The 17,021-nt window shown below is 48.9% G+C and carries 12 protein-coding genes; 4 read left to right on the top strand and 8 right to left on the bottom strand.

Features of this window, described 5'->3' with window-relative positions; all coding sequences use genetic code 11:
* Window positions 1-114: 114 nt before the first annotated feature.
* Window positions 115-699 carry a thymidine kinase gene (locus BM030_RS02350; protein ID WP_090970636.1) on the top strand — a complete coding sequence of 195 codons (585 nt, stop codon included), beginning with the start codon at window positions 115-117 and terminating at the stop codon, window positions 697-699.
* A gap of 1 nt (window position 700) precedes the next feature.
* Here the strand turns inward: BM030_RS02350 and BM030_RS02345 are convergent, their stop codons facing one another.
* The 5 genes from BM030_RS02345 to BM030_RS02325 form a co-directional block, all read right to left on the bottom strand.
* A complete protein-coding gene (locus BM030_RS02345) occupies window positions 701-1,216 on the bottom strand; it encodes a glutathione peroxidase (RefSeq protein WP_090970634.1) in 516 nt (171 codons plus the stop codon).
* Window positions 1,217-1,235: 19 nt separating this feature from the next.
* The gene (locus BM030_RS02340) at window positions 1,236-2,102 is read right to left on the bottom strand and encodes an N-acetylglucosamine kinase (RefSeq protein ID WP_090970632.1); all 867 of its coding nucleotides are present in this window, start codon (window positions 2,100-2,102) and stop codon (window positions 1,236-1,238) included.
* Between the two features lie 65 nt (window positions 2,103-2,167).
* Window positions 2,168-3,469, bottom strand: coding sequence for a TolC family protein (locus BM030_RS02335; protein ID WP_090970630.1), 1,302 nt, complete (start codon window positions 3,467-3,469; stop codon window positions 2,168-2,170).
* A gap of 3 nt (window positions 3,470-3,472) precedes the next feature.
* Entirely contained in the window at window positions 3,473-6,580 is a 3,108-nt protein-coding gene (locus BM030_RS02330; protein WP_090970628.1) for an efflux RND transporter permease subunit, read from the bottom strand.
* A gap of 11 nt (window positions 6,581-6,591) precedes the next feature.
* Window positions 6,592-7,656, bottom strand: a complete 1,065-nt coding sequence (locus BM030_RS02325; protein WP_090970626.1) for an efflux RND transporter periplasmic adaptor subunit — start codon at window positions 7,654-7,656, stop codon at window positions 6,592-6,594.
* A gap of 234 nt (window positions 7,657-7,890) precedes the next feature.
* On the opposite strand from BM030_RS02325, the gene BM030_RS02320 reads away from it, so the two are divergent.
* Window positions 7,891-9,687 (top strand): M61 family metallopeptidase, encoded by a 1,797-nt coding sequence (locus tag BM030_RS02320; RefSeq protein ID WP_090970625.1) that lies wholly within the window; start codon window positions 7,891-7,893, stop codon window positions 9,685-9,687.
* On the opposite strand, the gene BM030_RS02315 is transcribed toward BM030_RS02320, so the two are convergent.
* Window positions 9,684-10,178, bottom strand: a complete 495-nt coding sequence (locus BM030_RS02315; RefSeq protein ID WP_244518614.1) for a hypothetical protein — start codon at window positions 10,176-10,178, stop codon at window positions 9,684-9,686. The two genes, BM030_RS02320 and BM030_RS02315, sit on opposite strands and share 4 nt — an antisense overlap.
* Window positions 10,179-10,382: 204 nt before the next feature.
* On the opposite strand from BM030_RS02315, the gene BM030_RS02310 reads away from it, so the two are divergent.
* Window positions 10,383-12,143 carry an AMP-dependent synthetase/ligase gene (locus BM030_RS02310; protein WP_090970623.1) on the top strand — a complete coding sequence of 587 codons (1,761 nt, stop codon included), beginning with the start codon at window positions 10,383-10,385 and terminating at the stop codon, window positions 12,141-12,143.
* Window positions 12,144-12,163: 20 nt separating this feature from the next.
* Window positions 12,164-13,111, top strand: coding sequence for a YihY/virulence factor BrkB family protein (locus BM030_RS02305; RefSeq protein WP_090970621.1), 948 nt, complete (start codon window positions 12,164-12,166; stop codon window positions 13,109-13,111).
* 14 nt (window positions 13,112-13,125) lie between these two features.
* On the opposite strand, the gene BM030_RS02300 is transcribed toward BM030_RS02305, so the two are convergent.
* Both BM030_RS02300 and BM030_RS02295 read right to left on the bottom strand, forming a co-directional pair.
* Complete coding sequence (locus BM030_RS02300) at window positions 13,126-15,735, bottom strand: carboxypeptidase-like regulatory domain-containing protein (RefSeq protein ID WP_139215784.1); 2,610 nt, start codon at window positions 15,733-15,735, stop codon at window positions 13,126-13,128.
* Between the two features lie 279 nt (window positions 15,736-16,014).
* Window positions 16,015-17,013 (bottom strand): ATP-grasp domain-containing protein, encoded by a 999-nt coding sequence (locus BM030_RS02295; protein WP_090970617.1) that lies wholly within the window; start codon window positions 17,011-17,013, stop codon window positions 16,015-16,017.
* Window positions 17,014-17,021 lie beyond the last annotated feature (8 nt).

Below are 17,021 nucleotides of genomic sequence, written 5' to 3'. Positions count from 1 at the left end.
AAAAGTGTTCTTGCTTTATTGTGAAACCGTAGTCAAAATTAATATTAAATTCTGATATTAGCACCCCTTGTGACGAGATAATTCTGGACTGAAAAAGCATAACAATAAACGCACATGTTGTTTTCTGAAGATCGGTTTAGGCAGCGGGACGCTTCATATGGCAGTATAGAAGTGATTTGCGGTTCCATGTTTTCGGGTAAAACGGAAGAACTGATCCGCAGAATGCGGCGTGCGCAGTTTGCCAAACTCTCCGTGGAGCTTTTTAAGCCAAAAATCGACACCCGTTACCACGATACGTACATCATTTCGCATGACAGTAACAGCATTCCTTCTTTGCCGGTGGAAAACTCATTGGCTATGCTGGCAATAGGGAGCGAAACAAGCGTAGTAGGCATAGATGAAGCCCAGTTTTTCGATGAAAATTTGCCCGATGTATGCACCACGTTGGCCAACAAGGGCATCCGCGTTATTGTGGCTGGCTTAGACATGGATTTTAAAGGTCGGCCATTCGGCCCCGTCCCCAACCTCATGGCCATCGCAGAGCATGTTACCAAAGTGCATGCCGTATGTATGCGGTGCGGCGCTCCGGCAACCTATTCATACCGCATTGCCGCAGCCGAGCAGCAATTACTGTTGGGTGAGAAAGAACATTACGAGCCACGATGCCGGGCCTGTTTTTTCCAACACAGGGAGGTATAGATTATAATTTGCTGGTAAGTTCCTGGCTTAAGGGTTCAACTTTCGAACGGAACCGATGAATTAATTTCCCTTGCTCATCAATCAGGAACTTTTCGAAGTTCCACTTGATATCTCCTGTAAAATCAGGGTTGGGTGCGGTGGTTAAATAACTAAACAATGGTGATATATCGCTCCCTTTTACACTGCTCTTCTCTGCCAGCAGGAAAGTAACTCCAAAGTTCTTTTCGCAAAAGCCTTGGATTTCAGCGTTTGTTCCCGGCTCCTGACCGCCGAAATCATTGGCCGGGAAACCGATCACGACTACTTTATCAGCATATTTCTCTGATAATTCCTGTAATCCGGCATACTGCTTGGTAAAACCGCACGCTGAGGCGGTGTTAACAATCAACAGCTTTTTCCCTTTAAACTGGGAGAGTTTGACTTCCTTCCCATCGATGGTGGTGATGGTAAAATCATGCACATCGGTTGCCGCGCCTCCATATAGTGCGGCAGCAAGCATTAACAGTATTGATTTCATGGCAATGGTGTTTAAACCCCTATAATTGAATCTCGTAGTTCTTTTCCCGTTGGACGACGTAGTCGAACAACTCCTTGATCGGCCGCCTCAGCACTTTTCCGACCTTAACCCCATACTGCTCGCACACCTCGCGTAGCTGTGGTTCGAAATAAAATGCAATAGAGCCCACAAAATGGCAGACATAGTCACGATAGTCCGGAAAAGGCTTAATATTCGTTATAACGAACTCTCTGAAGCCGGCTCTGAGCAGGTCATCCACAAAGGGATGTTTACTGTATTCACCCATAAAAGGGGCGAATGATGCCAGGTAAGCGTTCGGCGTTGCGCGTTGGTATACGTTCTTGATAACAATTTCCTTATTTATGCGGTATTGGGATTGGAACTTGCCTGCGAGGTCGACTGGCATGGTACCGTAAAGAAACTTGGTGACCAATTGTTTTCCAAACCAAACACCTGACCCTTCATCACCGAGCACATATCCCATCCCTTGGCGGGTGGGCAATACTTCAGCGCCATCGAAAAAGCTGATGTCCGAGCCGGTACCCAGTGTTGCGATATAGCCTTTACGGCTACCGCACGTGGCATAAGCGGCCCCTACCAAATCTGTTTCTACAGAAATAAAGGCATTGGTGAAGAGCTGCGACAACGCGTTAGAGACCATTTCTCGCCGATCGGGACTCGAACAGCCCGATCCGAAAAAATACACCTCGCTCACACGGTCTGCATACGGCGTGATCTCTTCGGCATGCTGGATAATCTTCGCAATGTCTTTTTCATTCACGAAAAATGGGTTCAGTCCCTTAGTAATGAAAGACAAGGGCTTGGCTTCCGGCAATGCTAACATCCAGTCTGATTGAGAGGAACCGCTATCTGCTACCAATATCATCCAATATACATTTACTCGTTAGCGTTTTTCGGACATCAAATTTACAAAAAAGTCTGTAAAAACCGTCAATCCATTTTCAATGTTCCGGCAATCTGGTTCAACGTCATTTCGGCTAACTTGGCCTGGTACTGCGCAGCACTGAACCGTACACTGGCATCTACAAAATTACGTTGGGCCTCGCGGAATTCAAGCGGTGCAATACTTCCAAGCTTGAACTTCTCCAGCGTAATATTCAGGTTATCGCGGGCTATTTCTCGGTTTCTTTCCTCCAGTCTGACCAATTCCAGATTCATTAGGTAAGTTTGGTAAGCAGCCAGCAATTGCGATTCGATCTGTTGACCTACCCGTTCTACCTCAATTTCGGCGGCCTCCATGGCAAACTCAGCGTTCTTCTCGTTGCGCCGCTGGATGAACCCGTTAAAAATCGGGACCGAAGCCGCAATCCCATAACTGAAACCATTATTCCGAGAATGCGTGGCGAACCCCAACTGTGTACTCGATTGGCTACGGGTATAGGCAGACGAAACGTTCACCACAGGATAGCGTTCCCCCTTCACCCGTTTCAGTTCCAATTGGCTCAACCGATGATTTACAATAGCCGATTGCAACGTCGGATTGAGTTGCTTTGCTTGCTGCGACAGCCGTTCATAATCAAGGCCGCTTTCGATAAGGAACGTATCAGCAACGCTGAAATCCTGATTTACATCCCGCGCCAATAGCTCGTTGAGCCTGATTTGCGTACTCCGGTACTGATCCCGTTGCCGCAGCAGGTTAGTTGTATCGGTATTGAGATCCACACTGGCTGCCAGCACTTCCAATTTGGACGCTTGTCCGATCTGATAGCGGTTTTCCGCCGTCTGGTGCCGGAAAGCTGATAATTCCAATGCAATCTGCGTTGCATTGATAAGCTGCTTCTGCTGCACCAAATCGAAATAACTGCTCATCACGTCATACACCGTGGTCAGAATGGTTGCTTTCATATTGGCTTCGCCCAGTGCTCTTAACGCCTTGAGCTGCTCATATCGCGTAAACATCTGTAAGCCGTCAAAAATTGTCCAGTCAAGACTAGCTCCATACGCGGTAGAACTGGTATTATTTCCCCGCACCTCTCGTTGTTCACCGGAAAGCAGCGTTTGTGCGGTGTTCTGTATGCCCGCGGCAGCCGAAACATTACCAGAAACACTGGGCAGCATACCGGCATTACCGATGTTTACATTATTTGCGGCGATAGCCACATCTTTTGATACCAACCGGATATCATAGTTATTTTCCAACGCAATGGCGATGGCCTCTTCCAGTGTCAGTTCAGTTTGCGAGAAGCCGATTAAAGGGCTCATCATCAAGGCGAAATAAAACAATCTCTTCATAGCTTAATGGGCACGTGCTAACACCTCTTCCTCTATACGTTTCGCTTCCTCCAGTTCCGCATTAGGCTTATAGGCTCTCGACCACATCGCATAAACTGCCGGGATGATGTACAGCGTAAGAATCAGCGAAAACAATGTCCCGCCGACAATAACAACCCCCATGCCGATACGGCTTGTAGCCGCTGCACCCAATGCCAGTGCGATGGGAAGCGCGCCCAATGCAACAGTCAAACTGGTCATCAATATCGGACGCAACCGCGCTTCGGCTGCCTCTACAATAGCTTGTTTCGTTGGCCTGCCACGTTCTTTTAACTGATTGGCGAACTCGACGATGAGAATGCCGTTTTTAGTGACCAGCCCGATGAGCATGACGGTACCGATTTGGCTAAAGATGTTCCATGATTCACCCGTTAACCAAAGGGACAGCATAGCCCCGGCAACCGCCATCGGTACCGTAAGAATGATGATAAACGGATCAATGAAACTCTCAAACTGTGCCGCTAAGATCAGGTACACCAGCAACAGCGCCAGTCCGAAGGCAAATAGCGTATTGGAACTGCTTTCCTTGAAGTCGCGTGATTCCCCTCCCAGATCCGTCGAAAAGCTATCATCCAGCACTTCACCGGCAATGCGATCCATAGCATTAATCCCATCTTCTATGGTTTTGCCTTTGGCCAAAGAGGCTGAAACGGTGGCCGACATAAAACGATTGTTATGATATAGCTGCGGAGGACTGCTCTGTTCCGTCATACTGACCACATTATCCAATTGAACAAGCTCACCGTTACTGCTTCGCACGAAGATGGTGGCGAGATCCAAGGGTGAACTTCTATCCTGATCTGCGAATTGACCGATGACCTGATATTGTTTGCCGCTCATTAGAAAATATGCAAACCGCTGACCGCTTAACGACAGCTGGAGTGTCTGTGCAACATCCCTTACCGATACACCGAGGCTTTGCGCTTTCTCCCGATCAATACTGATATTGAGTTCTGGCCGATTGAATTTGAGGTTTACGTCGACGTTGACAAACGTGGGGTCTGCCGTGGCTTTATCCATAAACTCCGGTATTTTCTCTTCCAATTTTTCGAAATTGGGTGCTTGTATGATATACTGGACCGGCATTCCACCCCGCCGGTTTACCGAAATGGTGGGCTGTTGCGAAATAAAGGTGCGTGCTTCGGTATACTTGCGGGTCTGCCGAGTTAACGCTTCGGCAATTTCCTCTTGTGAACGCTCCCGCTTTTCCGGCGGCACCAAACCTATACGCATCATTCCACTATTGGCACCCCCGGTACCGCCGAACCCCGGCGATGTGTTGACCATATTCACGGCTTTTTCCGGCACAGAATCATTCACCAACTGAATCAGCTCAAGCATGAACCGATCCATATATTCGAAGGTGCTGCCCTCCGGTGCCGTTATACTCGCACGAAGGAGACTCCGGTCTTCATAAGGTGCGGTTTCTTTGCGTAAGTGAACCCAAAACCAAGCGATGAGTCCAAAGCATATCACTAATATGGGGAAGCTCATCCACTTCATTTGCATAAAGCGCTTCAGCGAGTTAGCGTAACCGGTGGTCATTTTTACGAAGTAAGGTTCCGTAACCCGATAAAACCACGATTGTTTGGCTCCACTGCGCATCAGGTAAGCATTCAGCATCGGTGTGAGCGACAAAGAGACGAAGGCCGATATTAATACCGCTGCCGCGATAACCACGCCGAACTCCCTGAACAGCCGCCCAACAAACCCTTCCATAAACATTACCGGCAAAAAAACGGCAGCCAGGGTAACCGAGATGGAAATGACGGCAAAAAATATTTCATTCGAACCTTTGATGGCTGCCATGATTGGCGACATGCCTTCTTCTACTTTTTTGTATATATTTTCCGTGACCACAATTCCGTCGTCAACCACCAATCCGGTAGCCAACACAATAGCCAGCAATGTGAGCACATTAATGGAAAACCCGAACAAATACATGATAAAAAACGTGGCTATCAACGATACCGGAATATCGATCAACGGCCTGAAAGCAATACCCCAATCCCTGAAAAAAAGAAAAATAACCGATATCACCAGCACCAGCGCAATCAGGATGGTTTCCGCCACCTCGACGACGGAGCGTTTGATAAACAAGGTATTGTCCATTGCCACTTCCATTTTAATGTCGCTGGGCACCTCGTTTTTCAACTGTTCGAACCGATCATAAAACACGTTGGCGATATCAATGTAATTGGTACCGGGTTGCGGGATAATGGCCAACGCAGCCATAACCGCCCCTGACTCCCTGAATTCGGTTTCCAGGTTTTCAGGCCCCAACACCGCGTTTCCGATATCGCCGAACCTGATTATCCGGTCGCCTTCCGACCGGATAATCAGGTTATTGAATTCCTCCTCAGTAGTGAGATTACCGATGGTTTTTATCGCCAGTTCGGTGTTTTCCCCGACAATTTTCCCTGAGGGCAGCTCAACATTCTGCCGGTTCAGGGCGTCACGTACATCAAGCGGCGTGAGTCCGTAGGCGGCCAAACGCAGCGGGTCGATCCAAAGCCGCATGGCGTACCGCTTTTCACCCCAGATTTGTACAGAACTCACACCGGGGAGTGTTTGCAAGCGCTGGGCAATAATGTTTTCGGCAATATCCCCAAGATCAAGCGGTGATCGAGATTCGCTTTGTACGGTCATCACTATAATCGGCTCGGAATCCGCATCAGCCTTTGACACCACGGGAGGCGCATCGATATCCTGCGGTAAGCTACGCATTGCCTGGGAAACCTTGTCGCGAACGTCATTGGCGGCTTCCTCCAAGTCTTTGCTTAACAAGAACTCAATATTAATGCGGCTGGATCCCTGACTGCTCGACGAGGAAATATTACGTATGCCATCGATCTGGTTGATGGCCCGCTCCAACGGCTCTGTGATTTGCGATTCTATTATGTCAGGATTGGCACCGGCGTAGTTTGTCCGGACCGACACTATCGGGGGATCAATGGACGGAAATTCGCGTACGCCTAAAAACGTATACCCAATGACGCCGAATAACATGATCATCAGGTTCATTACAATAGCAAGAACCGGCCTTTTGATACTAATCGTAGAGAGACTCATCGTCAAGGGATTTAATCATGTTCAACAACCTGTACACGCACGGGCACCCCGTCTTTAAGCGACATGATGCCAGACACCAACACCGTATCTCCCAAAGCTATGCCACTGGTGATCAATACGTGCTGACGGGTTCGGTTTTCTGCTTCGACAGGAGTTGCCTTAGCAATTCCGTTTTCCAGTTTGTAGACCTGCTTACCGTTCTGTATGGGAACTACCGCCTCCGTCGGAACCAGCACCGCATTTTCTATCCGGTCCAGGGGCAGCTCCACGCGGGCAAACGCACCCGGAAACAATCGCTCTTCGGGGTTTTCAGCGATTGCCCGAATCTGTATCGTGCGCGTAGCGGCATCTACACCTGGCTCAATGGCATAAATTTCGGCCTTATACTTGGTATTAGAGCCACTTACGGTGAAGGTCAGCCCCTGCCCCACGTTAATTTGGCTGCTGTATTTTTCGGGCACGGAGAATAATATTTTTACCGGATTGATACTCAATAAATTAGCCACCACAGTGGTCGGAGTCAGGTATTCCCCTTCGGAAACCGATCTAAGGCCTATTTTACCACTGAATGGGGCCCGGACCGTGGTTTTGGCGAGCTGGGCCTTGATCAAAGCCGTCTGAGCTTTGGCCGTTTCGAAGTCGGCATGGGCCACATCATATTCCTGTTGGCTGATCGCCTCCTTCTCCAGCAACAGGCGGGCCCTGTTTTCGTTGTCTTCAGCGAGTTTTTCCCGGCTCTGCGCCTGGATAAGCTGCGCCTGCAGTTCCGAATCATCAATACGCAACAGGGATTGTCCTTTGGCCACCATAGTTCCCTCCTTGAAGGTAAGGCTCCTGATAATACCCGGCACTTCGCTACGTATCTGCACTTGTTCATTGGGTTCAACGGAACCCGACAATGTAATTACATTGGAGAATTCCCGGGGCATAACCACAACTCCATTCACCTCCATCGGAGCACCGCTCCTCGAAGGTTCCGGAGCGGGCACCTTCGCACCATCGTTCCGCGTCAGCCGATAACTTACAAAAGCCACAGCTATCACCGCCACCGCGACATAGATATATTTCTTCCTCATTTTAGTATCTGAATCGGGGACTGGGAATACCCCGCTGTTTCAAAAAGACATAAATATACGTCTTTCCGTTCGCCAAAGCTACTTCAAACGCCAAAGTATTTCACCGCTGTATCACTTTTTTTACAGCAACCCCAATGCCACTCACTACTTTCTGTCCCAAGCACATAAATATGCGGGATTCCTTTGTTGCTTCGTGCGATACTCCTACTTTTGCATTTCCCTAATGATATTGTCATGAAAAGAATCCGCATAAAATTAATAATCCTGATGGCTACCTTCACATCTTCCGCGCTTGCCGCACCCCGTATACTTTTTGAGGTTTCGTTCAAAGAGCCTCAGGCCCATTATGCCGAAATTAAAATGGAGATCTCCGGGCTCCGAAAAGACTACATAGACATCAAAATGCCGGTATGGACACCCGGCTCGTACCTGGTCAGAGAGTATTCAAGGCATGTAGAAAGTCTGGAGGCGTGTGATGAGGCCGGCGAGCGTATGCCGGTAAAAAAAATAAGCAAGAACACGTGGCGTATTACCGCTGGTAAAAAAGACCAGGTGATTGTAAACTACCGGATTTATGGATTCGAGGTTTCTGTACGCACTAATTTCATTGACGACGCCCATGCGTTTTTGTCGCCCGCCGCGACGTTCATGTATGTGGATGGCTTACTTGACCACCCTGCTGAGGTGACCATCGTGCCTTACCGCACATGGTCTAAGATTTCGACCGGACTGGAACCCGTTGCAGGCAAGCCGAATACTTTTCACGCACCGGATTTCGATATTTTGTTTGATTCGCCCATCGAGGTCGGCAACCAGGATATTTTCACTTTCGAGGCGGCCGGTGTGCACCATGAGATTGCCATGGTAGGCGGCGGTAATTACGATAAAGAGCGCCTGAAGAGCGATTGTGCTGCTATCGTGGAAGAAGCAACGCGCATTTTCGGGGTAAACCCGAACAAACGTTATGTATTTATCGTGCATAATTACCAGTCGGGTGGTGGCGGATTGGAACACCTCAATTCCACGGTGCTGGGAGCAAGCCGTAACGGCTACCAAAATGAACGTTCCTATGTGGGCTTTTTGGGGCTGGTGGCTCATGAGTACTTCCATCTGTGGCATGTCAAACGGCTACGGCCTATTGAACTGGGCCCATTTGACTACGATGCCGAAAATTACACAACAGCGCTCTGGATCATGGAAGGGTTCACGGCTTACTATGATAACCTGATCCTGAGGCGCTGCGGCTTCCTCAGTGAAAACGCTTACCTCCAAGCCCTTGCCGGCGACGTAAATACGGTTGAAAACCGCGCTGGCAACCGCATACAGCCTGTGGCTTTGGCCAGCTTTGACGCCTGGATTAAATACTATCGACCGGACGAAAATTCAGCCAATACGAGCGTATCCTATTACAATAAAGGTGCACTGCTGGCTATGATGCTCGATCTTAAAATCCTCGCCGCCACACAAGGCCAGAAACGGCTGGATGACGTATTGAAGGCAGCTTACGAAGAATTTTATGTAAAAAAGCAACGCGGTTTTGAAGAGCATGAACTGCAGGCGCTGATTGAAGATATTGCCGGGGTATCGGTGGCTGACATTTTCCGCGCGGCCCACACCGTGGAACCTTTAGACTATAACCAGTACCTGAATGCCGTAGGATACGAGCTGGTAGACCATAACAGGGGACACGAGCTTCCGGACTTTGGCGTATCCACCAGCGTTAGCGATGGCCGAATCGTGGTGACCGGCGTAAACCGTGGTTCCGGAGCCTGGGATGGCGGCATCAACGTCAAGGATGAACTGATTGCTATCAATGGTGAACGCCTGGACAACGGCGGGAGGGAATTAAACCGGATTTTACAGACCGCAGCAGTGGGCGATAAGCTTGATGTACTGGTGGCAAGGGATGGAAAGCTCCGCGAGCTCTCCATCACCCTGAACCGTGATACCAAAGGGGCATTCAGCATCATACCGCTGCAACATGCCACAGCTGAACAAGAAAGCCTGGGTAGAATCTGGCTCTCGCGTTAAAACACAAACCGTATCGACAACCCGATACCGTCAAACCGAAGGCCCGGCTCCGGCGATATTTCTAACGTAGGCTTCCAATCCAGTGAAAGGTTGATGGGAGCTTCGGGAATTTTATAGTCCAACCCGATGACCCCATCCACGCTGAAGGCCAAACTGTTTTCGTTTGTGTCTTTATAGCGGTAATGGCCAATGCCCCCGCCAAAACCGTAATACCATTGCAACCCCTCCACGTCAACGAAAGTGGCCGGTTGATGAATTTCATACAGCCCCAGCAGCTTGAAAATCGTGAAATTTCTATTTCCCTGGAAATTCACGATACCGTCTATGGCATGGCTGCTATTCAGGAAATGTTTATAAGTAATCCCATTGGCAACACCGAAGCGCCCACCGATGGCCCGGTCGTATGTACTTCCCTGTTGTGCCGCCACCTGTTGATGAACCAATCCGGCAAAAACAGCGGTTATGAATACGGTAATCAGTTTTCTTTTCATGCCGCTGTCCACACAAAACAAATGCCAACATTTATATGTCTTCATAATGTCAGGCAATATTTCAAAAGCGATCCATGCGCAGCGCCGTCGGACGCTTCGGAAGCCAGGTTCGTTAAAAACTATGATGTAAACTGAATTATTATTAACTTTAAATGCGCAACGGTTTTTTACGACCGCGAAAATTATGAACCAAGCACGAATTATATGACTGTCGTAACTCGAATTTTTGACCTCCTAACGCAGTACGAAGCCCGTTTTGCAAAGCCGTCGATGGTAGCCGGTAAAGCAGACGGTAAGTGGACAAATTATTCCACAGCCGATTTTATATCCATTGTTGACAACCTCAGCAAGGGATTGGTGACCGAAGGCATAAAAAAAGGCGATAAAATTGCATTGATGTCGGCCAACAGGCCGGAATGGAATTTCTGTGATTTCGCGATTAACCAACTCGGTGCGGCGGTTGTACCGCTATACCCCACGCTATCCGACCATGACCTCGCGTTTATCATCAACGACGCTGCGGTTCGAACCATTTTTCTCAGCAACAATGACTTATACAAAAAAGTAAAAGCTGCCTTAGATGCCAACAACCTCGATATTCCGATTTATGCGTTCGACCCGGTACCCGGAATACCGTCGTGGCAAGAATTGACAACGAAAGGAAGCCAGTCGGCCATTGATTTGACCCCATACCGGGACGCTGTATCTGCGGACGACCTATTGACGCTGATATATACCTCCGGTACGACGGGTAACCCCAAAGGTGTGTATCTTTCGCACCGGAATGTGCTGACCAATGTTTCCGATTGTCATCATTTATTGCCCAGCTATTTCAAGAAGGCGCTTAGCTTTCTGCCACTCTGTCATATTTTTGAACGCATGGTGGTTTATCTATATTTTGCAAAGGGTGTGGAAATCCATTATGCTGAAAGTTTAGATACCATTGTCGCGGATATTAATGACGTAAAGCCCGATGGGTTTACTACAGTACCACGGCTGCTTGAAAAAGTATATGACCGCATTGTTTCCAAGGGGAAGGAACTCACGGGAATCAAGAAACAGCTCTTCTTTTGGGCACTGAACCTGGGGCTCAGCAACAAGGAGCCCGGCAAAAACAGCGGATGGTTCAATTTACGGCTGTCCATTGCCCGGAAATTGGTGTTCAGCAAATGGCAGGCCGCGCTGGGGGGCAATATCAAACTCATCGTTTCCGGCGGCGCCGCCCTGCAGCCCCGTCTTGCCCGCGTCTTCTGGGCAGCCGGCATTCCTGTACTTGAAGGATACGGCCTTACGGAAACATCCCCCGTTATTGCCGTGAACAGCTTGGAAAAAGACGGGGTGAAATTCGGAACGGTGGGCAAAGTGCTGAAAAGCGTAACGGTAAAAATCGCTCCCGACGGTGAAATTTTATGCAAGGGCCCCAGTATTTTCTCCGGCTACTACGGCAACGATACCGCCACGGCGGAAGCCATTGACAACGACGGCTTTTTCCATACCGGCGACATAGGCGAACTTGATGATGACGGCTTCTTGCGTATTACCGACCGTAAAAAGGAAATGTTCAAGACAGCCGGCGGAAAGTACGTGGCTCCGCAAGCTTTGGAAAACAAATACATGGAATCTACGTTGATAGCACAGGTAATGGTAGTGGGCGAAAACCTTAAATTTCCGGCTGCGCTTATCGTACCAGCATTCGATCAGTTGGAAAACTGGTGTAAGCTCAAGGGAATTCCATTCGGTTCGAAAGCAGAAGTCGTTCAGCGGCCCGAAGTGATTGATAAATACCAGCGTGAACTGGATCGCTTGAACCAGGGGTTTGGCCAATGGGAAAAGGCCAAGAAGTTTGTCTTGCTCCCCCATGAGTGGACCATAGACGCCGGTGAACTTACGCCCAAATTGAGTTTAAAACGAAAAGTTATTAAACAGCGTTACGAAAAGGAGATTGAAAGCATCTATCAGGAATAGCTAACAGGAATACGGCATCCATGAAATTCCTCCGGAAATCGTTCTATAAAGAAATTGTTGAACTGCTTGGCAATACATTCGCCGAGTTCTCAAAAGACAGCGCCATGAAAATGAGCGCGTCGCTCGCATACTACACCATTTTCTCTATCGCGCCGCTCCTGTTAATTATTATCTGGGTGGTGGGGTTCATCTATGGAGAAGTATTAGCCGGCGAGCAGGACGCACGGGCCGAGATTTTCGAAGAATTTGCCGGCATGTTCGGCCCTGAAACCGCAACCCAAATCCAGCAAATTATCCAGAACATCAGCCTTTCCAATAAATCCGGGCTCGGCATAGCCATCGGCATAGGAACCCTGATCATTGGCTCTACCACCATTTTTATAGAGATTCAGGACTCACTCAACCGTATTTGGGGCGTACGTCCGAAACCCAAAAAAGGATGGCTGAAAATGCTGCTTAACCGCGCTATTTCCTTTTCCATGGTACTAGGACTTGGTTTTCTATTGATTGTTTCATTAATGGCCAACGGTATTATCGTTGCGCTGAGTTCCCAGATAAACCGCTTTTTCCCGGATATTTCGATTTACCTGATGCAATGGATCAACATCGGTCTTACGTTTGTGGTAACGACGTCACTTTTCGGATTTGTCTTCACGTTTCTGCCCGATGCACGCATGCGTTTCAGGGATGTTATCTGGGGAGCAGTCTTCACGGCAGCACTCTTTATGCTGGGGCGTTACCTGATAGCCCTTTACATGCAGTACAGTGCGCCAGCTTCAGCCTATGGGGCTGCCGGGGCTATCATTATCTTGCTGCTCTGGATATATTATTCTGCCGCCATCCTCTATTTTGGCGCCGAATTCACCAAGGTATACGCCCGTAAATATGGCAAGGGCGTATGGCCATCGTCATACGCAGTAAAAGTGGTATGGGTAGAGGAAGAAGTTGAAGACGAACCCATCGAATAACGGCTCCTATTTGCCTATTTAACGGTATAGCGGTAGGTTGCACGCCCGATATTCCCCTGACTGTCCACACCCTCTACCACCACCCGGTAGGTTCCCTTCCCGTCGGCATTATAAAATGTTATTCCCGCCTTGCCGTCGTCACCGGTGGTGACCTCCGGGTTCCAATACACCGTTGTACGGATGTCGTTTACCGCCCGCCGTTCCGGCGTGTCGTATTTCGGCACATAAAACTTACGCGCTTGGATATACCCCAGCGGTGTAAGGTCTATGATATTACTTTTCGGAAGCATGGCCTCGATCTGGCTGAGTGACATCCGCGGTCCCTTCTCTTGCTTTTTGTTGGTGTAGATCGCCACAACACCGTTGTTTTGGTACATGCGGCTTACCGTGCCCAATTCATCCCTGAGGAAAATTTCAATTCCCAAAACTTCTGCTGGCATGATGCCGTTTAGCGCGGGAACATCCATTGCCATACCATTCACAAAAAACTGCACCGGTATCCGTCCGCCGGCATTATAATCCCTGGTAATATAAAAAAGCTGAGATTGTGCATCATAGGTGACACCTGTCAACGCCGTCTGTAAGCACATAATCAGGTTGTTGCATCCCTTTAGCCGGTCGCCGCTTATTTGGTGGTCGGCCATGCCCAATCCCGAAATCGCCGGATAGTCTTTATGGGAAAAGGTCGGCCCTTTAGCGGCGGTGACCTCCACTTCTTCCAGCAAAATGGATGTCCGGTATTCATTGCGGCTGTTGTCCAGGTAACGGGCTAAGGCCTCATCGATATTCAGCATATCATTTGCCCGGTATGCTGTGGTGTCGATACCCGGGTATTGCGTCGGATCCAGATTAATTACCATGTTCCTGTAGTTATCGTTTCCCCTGGCGTTGATCGTTACGCGCGACGAGTCGGTAAATACCAGATCTTTAAAAACAAACCGTCCGTTTTCATCGGTATAGACATCCGTACGGAAACTTTTGTCCGGAATGGAAAGCAACAGACCTCCGTTGGCTACCGGCCGGCCATTATTCAACCGTAGAACACCGGAAATCTCAATACCTTGCTCGGGAAAGAACAACACCGGAGGATAACGGTCGGCCATAATATCTGTGTATGAAAAGCGGCGGTAGCCCTGCGTAAGCAGCAGCACGTCCAGGGCTTCCCTTTTCGACTCATCCGGCTGGTTGAAATAGTAATTAGGATCTTCGATATAACCTTTAAGATCGGATGTCAGCAGCAGATTGCTCAGAATTGTGGTTTCTTTGTTTTCATCGTAAGGCACTTTGGTCTCGTCTACCACGGCTACAGAATAGCTACCTGCTGCGGGTGACCCATTATTTTCGACATCCAACTGTAATTTTACGGGTTCTTTGGCCGCATATTCCTTTTTATCACTGGTTAACTGAAGCGTAAGGGGTTTGACATTTTCCACAAACACCAGCCGTTCGCTCACCGGTTTGGCATCTGCAGTAAACAGCGTGAGCTGGGCAATGCCGGTGGGAAACCGATCATTGGGTAGATTGACCAATACCGACTCGCTGCGCAACGTAGCTTGAGCCGCGTAACAGAGAATGCCGTTACTTTGCGCAATAAGGTAAAAAGCCTTCCCCTTATGGGCATTAAAATAAGCCGCATTAGCCACGATCGCCAGCTGCAATTGCGTGCTGTCGGCTTTCAATACCGTCAGGTTAATGCCCTGTTCAGCAACGGCAGGCAGCGGATAACTCCGCGTTTCTCCGTTTTCAAAAGTTACTTCGGCCGAATAGGTATTCCCGGCTTCGGGAATGAAAGTAAAATATCCCATTCCTTTATGGATGTCATTGACAACGGCAACTTCACTGCCCTGTTGGTTCACCACCCGGCCTTTAACGGACAGTCCACGCCCATCGCTGCCGATGGCCTTAAACGCTACTTTTTTAGCTAAACCGGCTATGAAGTCGCCTCCTTCCGGGAAAAACTGAACGTCGGCATCCCAAAGGGCAGAACGCAATGGAAATGTGCCCGTCATCGCCGGTGTGCTCCCGTCGGCTGCCAGCGAAACGTGTAGGTTACCTTTTTTCAAAAGCTCCCTGTCTTTACCGTTGATTGTGATAACTACATTACCCACGGCATCGGTCGCACCTTTCCCTTCATCGATAGGTTCCCATCCGGCTGCGGCAGTCCACGTTAACTTCCGGTTATTCAGCGGTTTCCCTTCCCTATTTTTGAGCTGGATCACAGCCTGTGTGCGGGCGCTCTTACCTTTGCTCACGTCATTGAAATTTATGGTATAATGCAAGTGGTTATTCAATACATCGCCAACCGGCACGATTTTATTGAAGAGATAAGCCGGATCGAAATTAGCCATCCACTTGGTATATGCCCGGAAACGGTAATTGCCCTGTGAATACCACTCCTGATCCAGCACGAGGTGCCCCTCGCCCACGTGGGCATCTGTCAGCGGAATCCTGAGCGTTTGCATCAACGAATCGCGCCCGTTCATCACCTCAACGTAAACGATCTTACTGAGATCGTAATCATACATATTACTTGTCAGATAAGCCTTGAACCAAACCGTATCGCCAACAGCATAGTACGGTTTATCAAAATGCAGGTGTACTTTTTCGATGGGGTACGACTGCAATAATTTTTGCGTTTTTTCAACAACGGTATTGATGCTGACGGTGTCTTGCTGAGCAAAAGAAGATATGGTTTGTAAACAGCAAAAAAGCAAATAACAAAGTCTTTTTACAATACGGTTCATTCCCATCACGTTTAGAATCATGAGGGGCTAAGATATTCTTTTTTGACGGGTTATGCCAAAATTTTAACATTTCGGGAGCTATGGTATGGGCAAGGTGCCGGCCCGCCCATGCCAACGGAAAGACATGAGTGAATTAACTAATCCGGCCTGCTGTTGAAACTATCTGTTCTTATCCACCTTACGCTCCATTGCCGTGATCACCTCCTCCATAAAATCCACGCCATGGAACTCGCTGGCATGGATTAGTCCACCAGGACTGAACACATTGATTTCCATCAGTTTATCTCCCACAATATCCAATCCCACCAAAAACATTCCGTCTTGCCGCAACAACGGCCCTACGGCATCTACAATTGTTTCGATTTCGGTGGTCATACCAGCGGGCTTGGCTTTCCCTCCCTGATGAATGTTGCTGCGGATTTCCCCGGCTTGCTGCACACGTTGTATGGCCGCCACCTTCCCGTTCCTCATCAGCGGTTCACCATCCATCAAAAACAAACGAACATCGCCCTTTTTCGCAGCGGGCAGGTATTCCTGTGCTATGGCAAAGCCATCCCGGCAAATCGCTTCAACGATCTGCTTACGGTTTTTATCGTCTTTTTTATCAATCAAAAAAACGTTTTTTCCACCCGATCCCTTTAAGGGTTTAAGGATAATCCGATGGTTCTGCTCGCGGTAGAAGGCTTCCACATCGGCCATATTACGCGTTATTACGGTCCGTGGCCTCACCGATTCAGGAAAATACTGTAAGTACATTTTGTTTGATGCCTTTATTAACCCCTCCGGACTATTCAGCACCGTTATCCCCTGCTGGCTGGCCAGTTGGCCAAACAGCATGCCGGCGTCCTGCGCCCACGGGCGTTTTTCCATATCAGCCGCCGGATCGTTCCGTAACCACAACACATCCCACTTATCGGAGCTGACGAGCTTTTTCTCGGTTTCCAGCACCGCATCCAAAAACGTATGCAACGAACGGAATTCACGCCCAGGCACCCTACGGCAATGCCCGCCCAACCTGCCATCTGACAGGTATACCAGATCTCCTACTCCTACATAATAAACGGTGTGGCCCCGCTTATGAGCTTCCAATGCAAGTGCTGTGGTTGTATATCCAGCGGACTCCTTACCTACTTGGTTGACAACAAAAGTTATGGTCATATATATAC

The sequence above is a fragment of the Parapedobacter composti genome, from assembly GCF_900112315.1.
GTDB classification, from domain to species: Bacteria; Bacteroidota; Bacteroidia; order Sphingobacteriales; family Sphingobacteriaceae; genus Parapedobacter; species Parapedobacter composti.
This window is presented reverse-complemented; position numbering and strand designations above follow the sequence as displayed.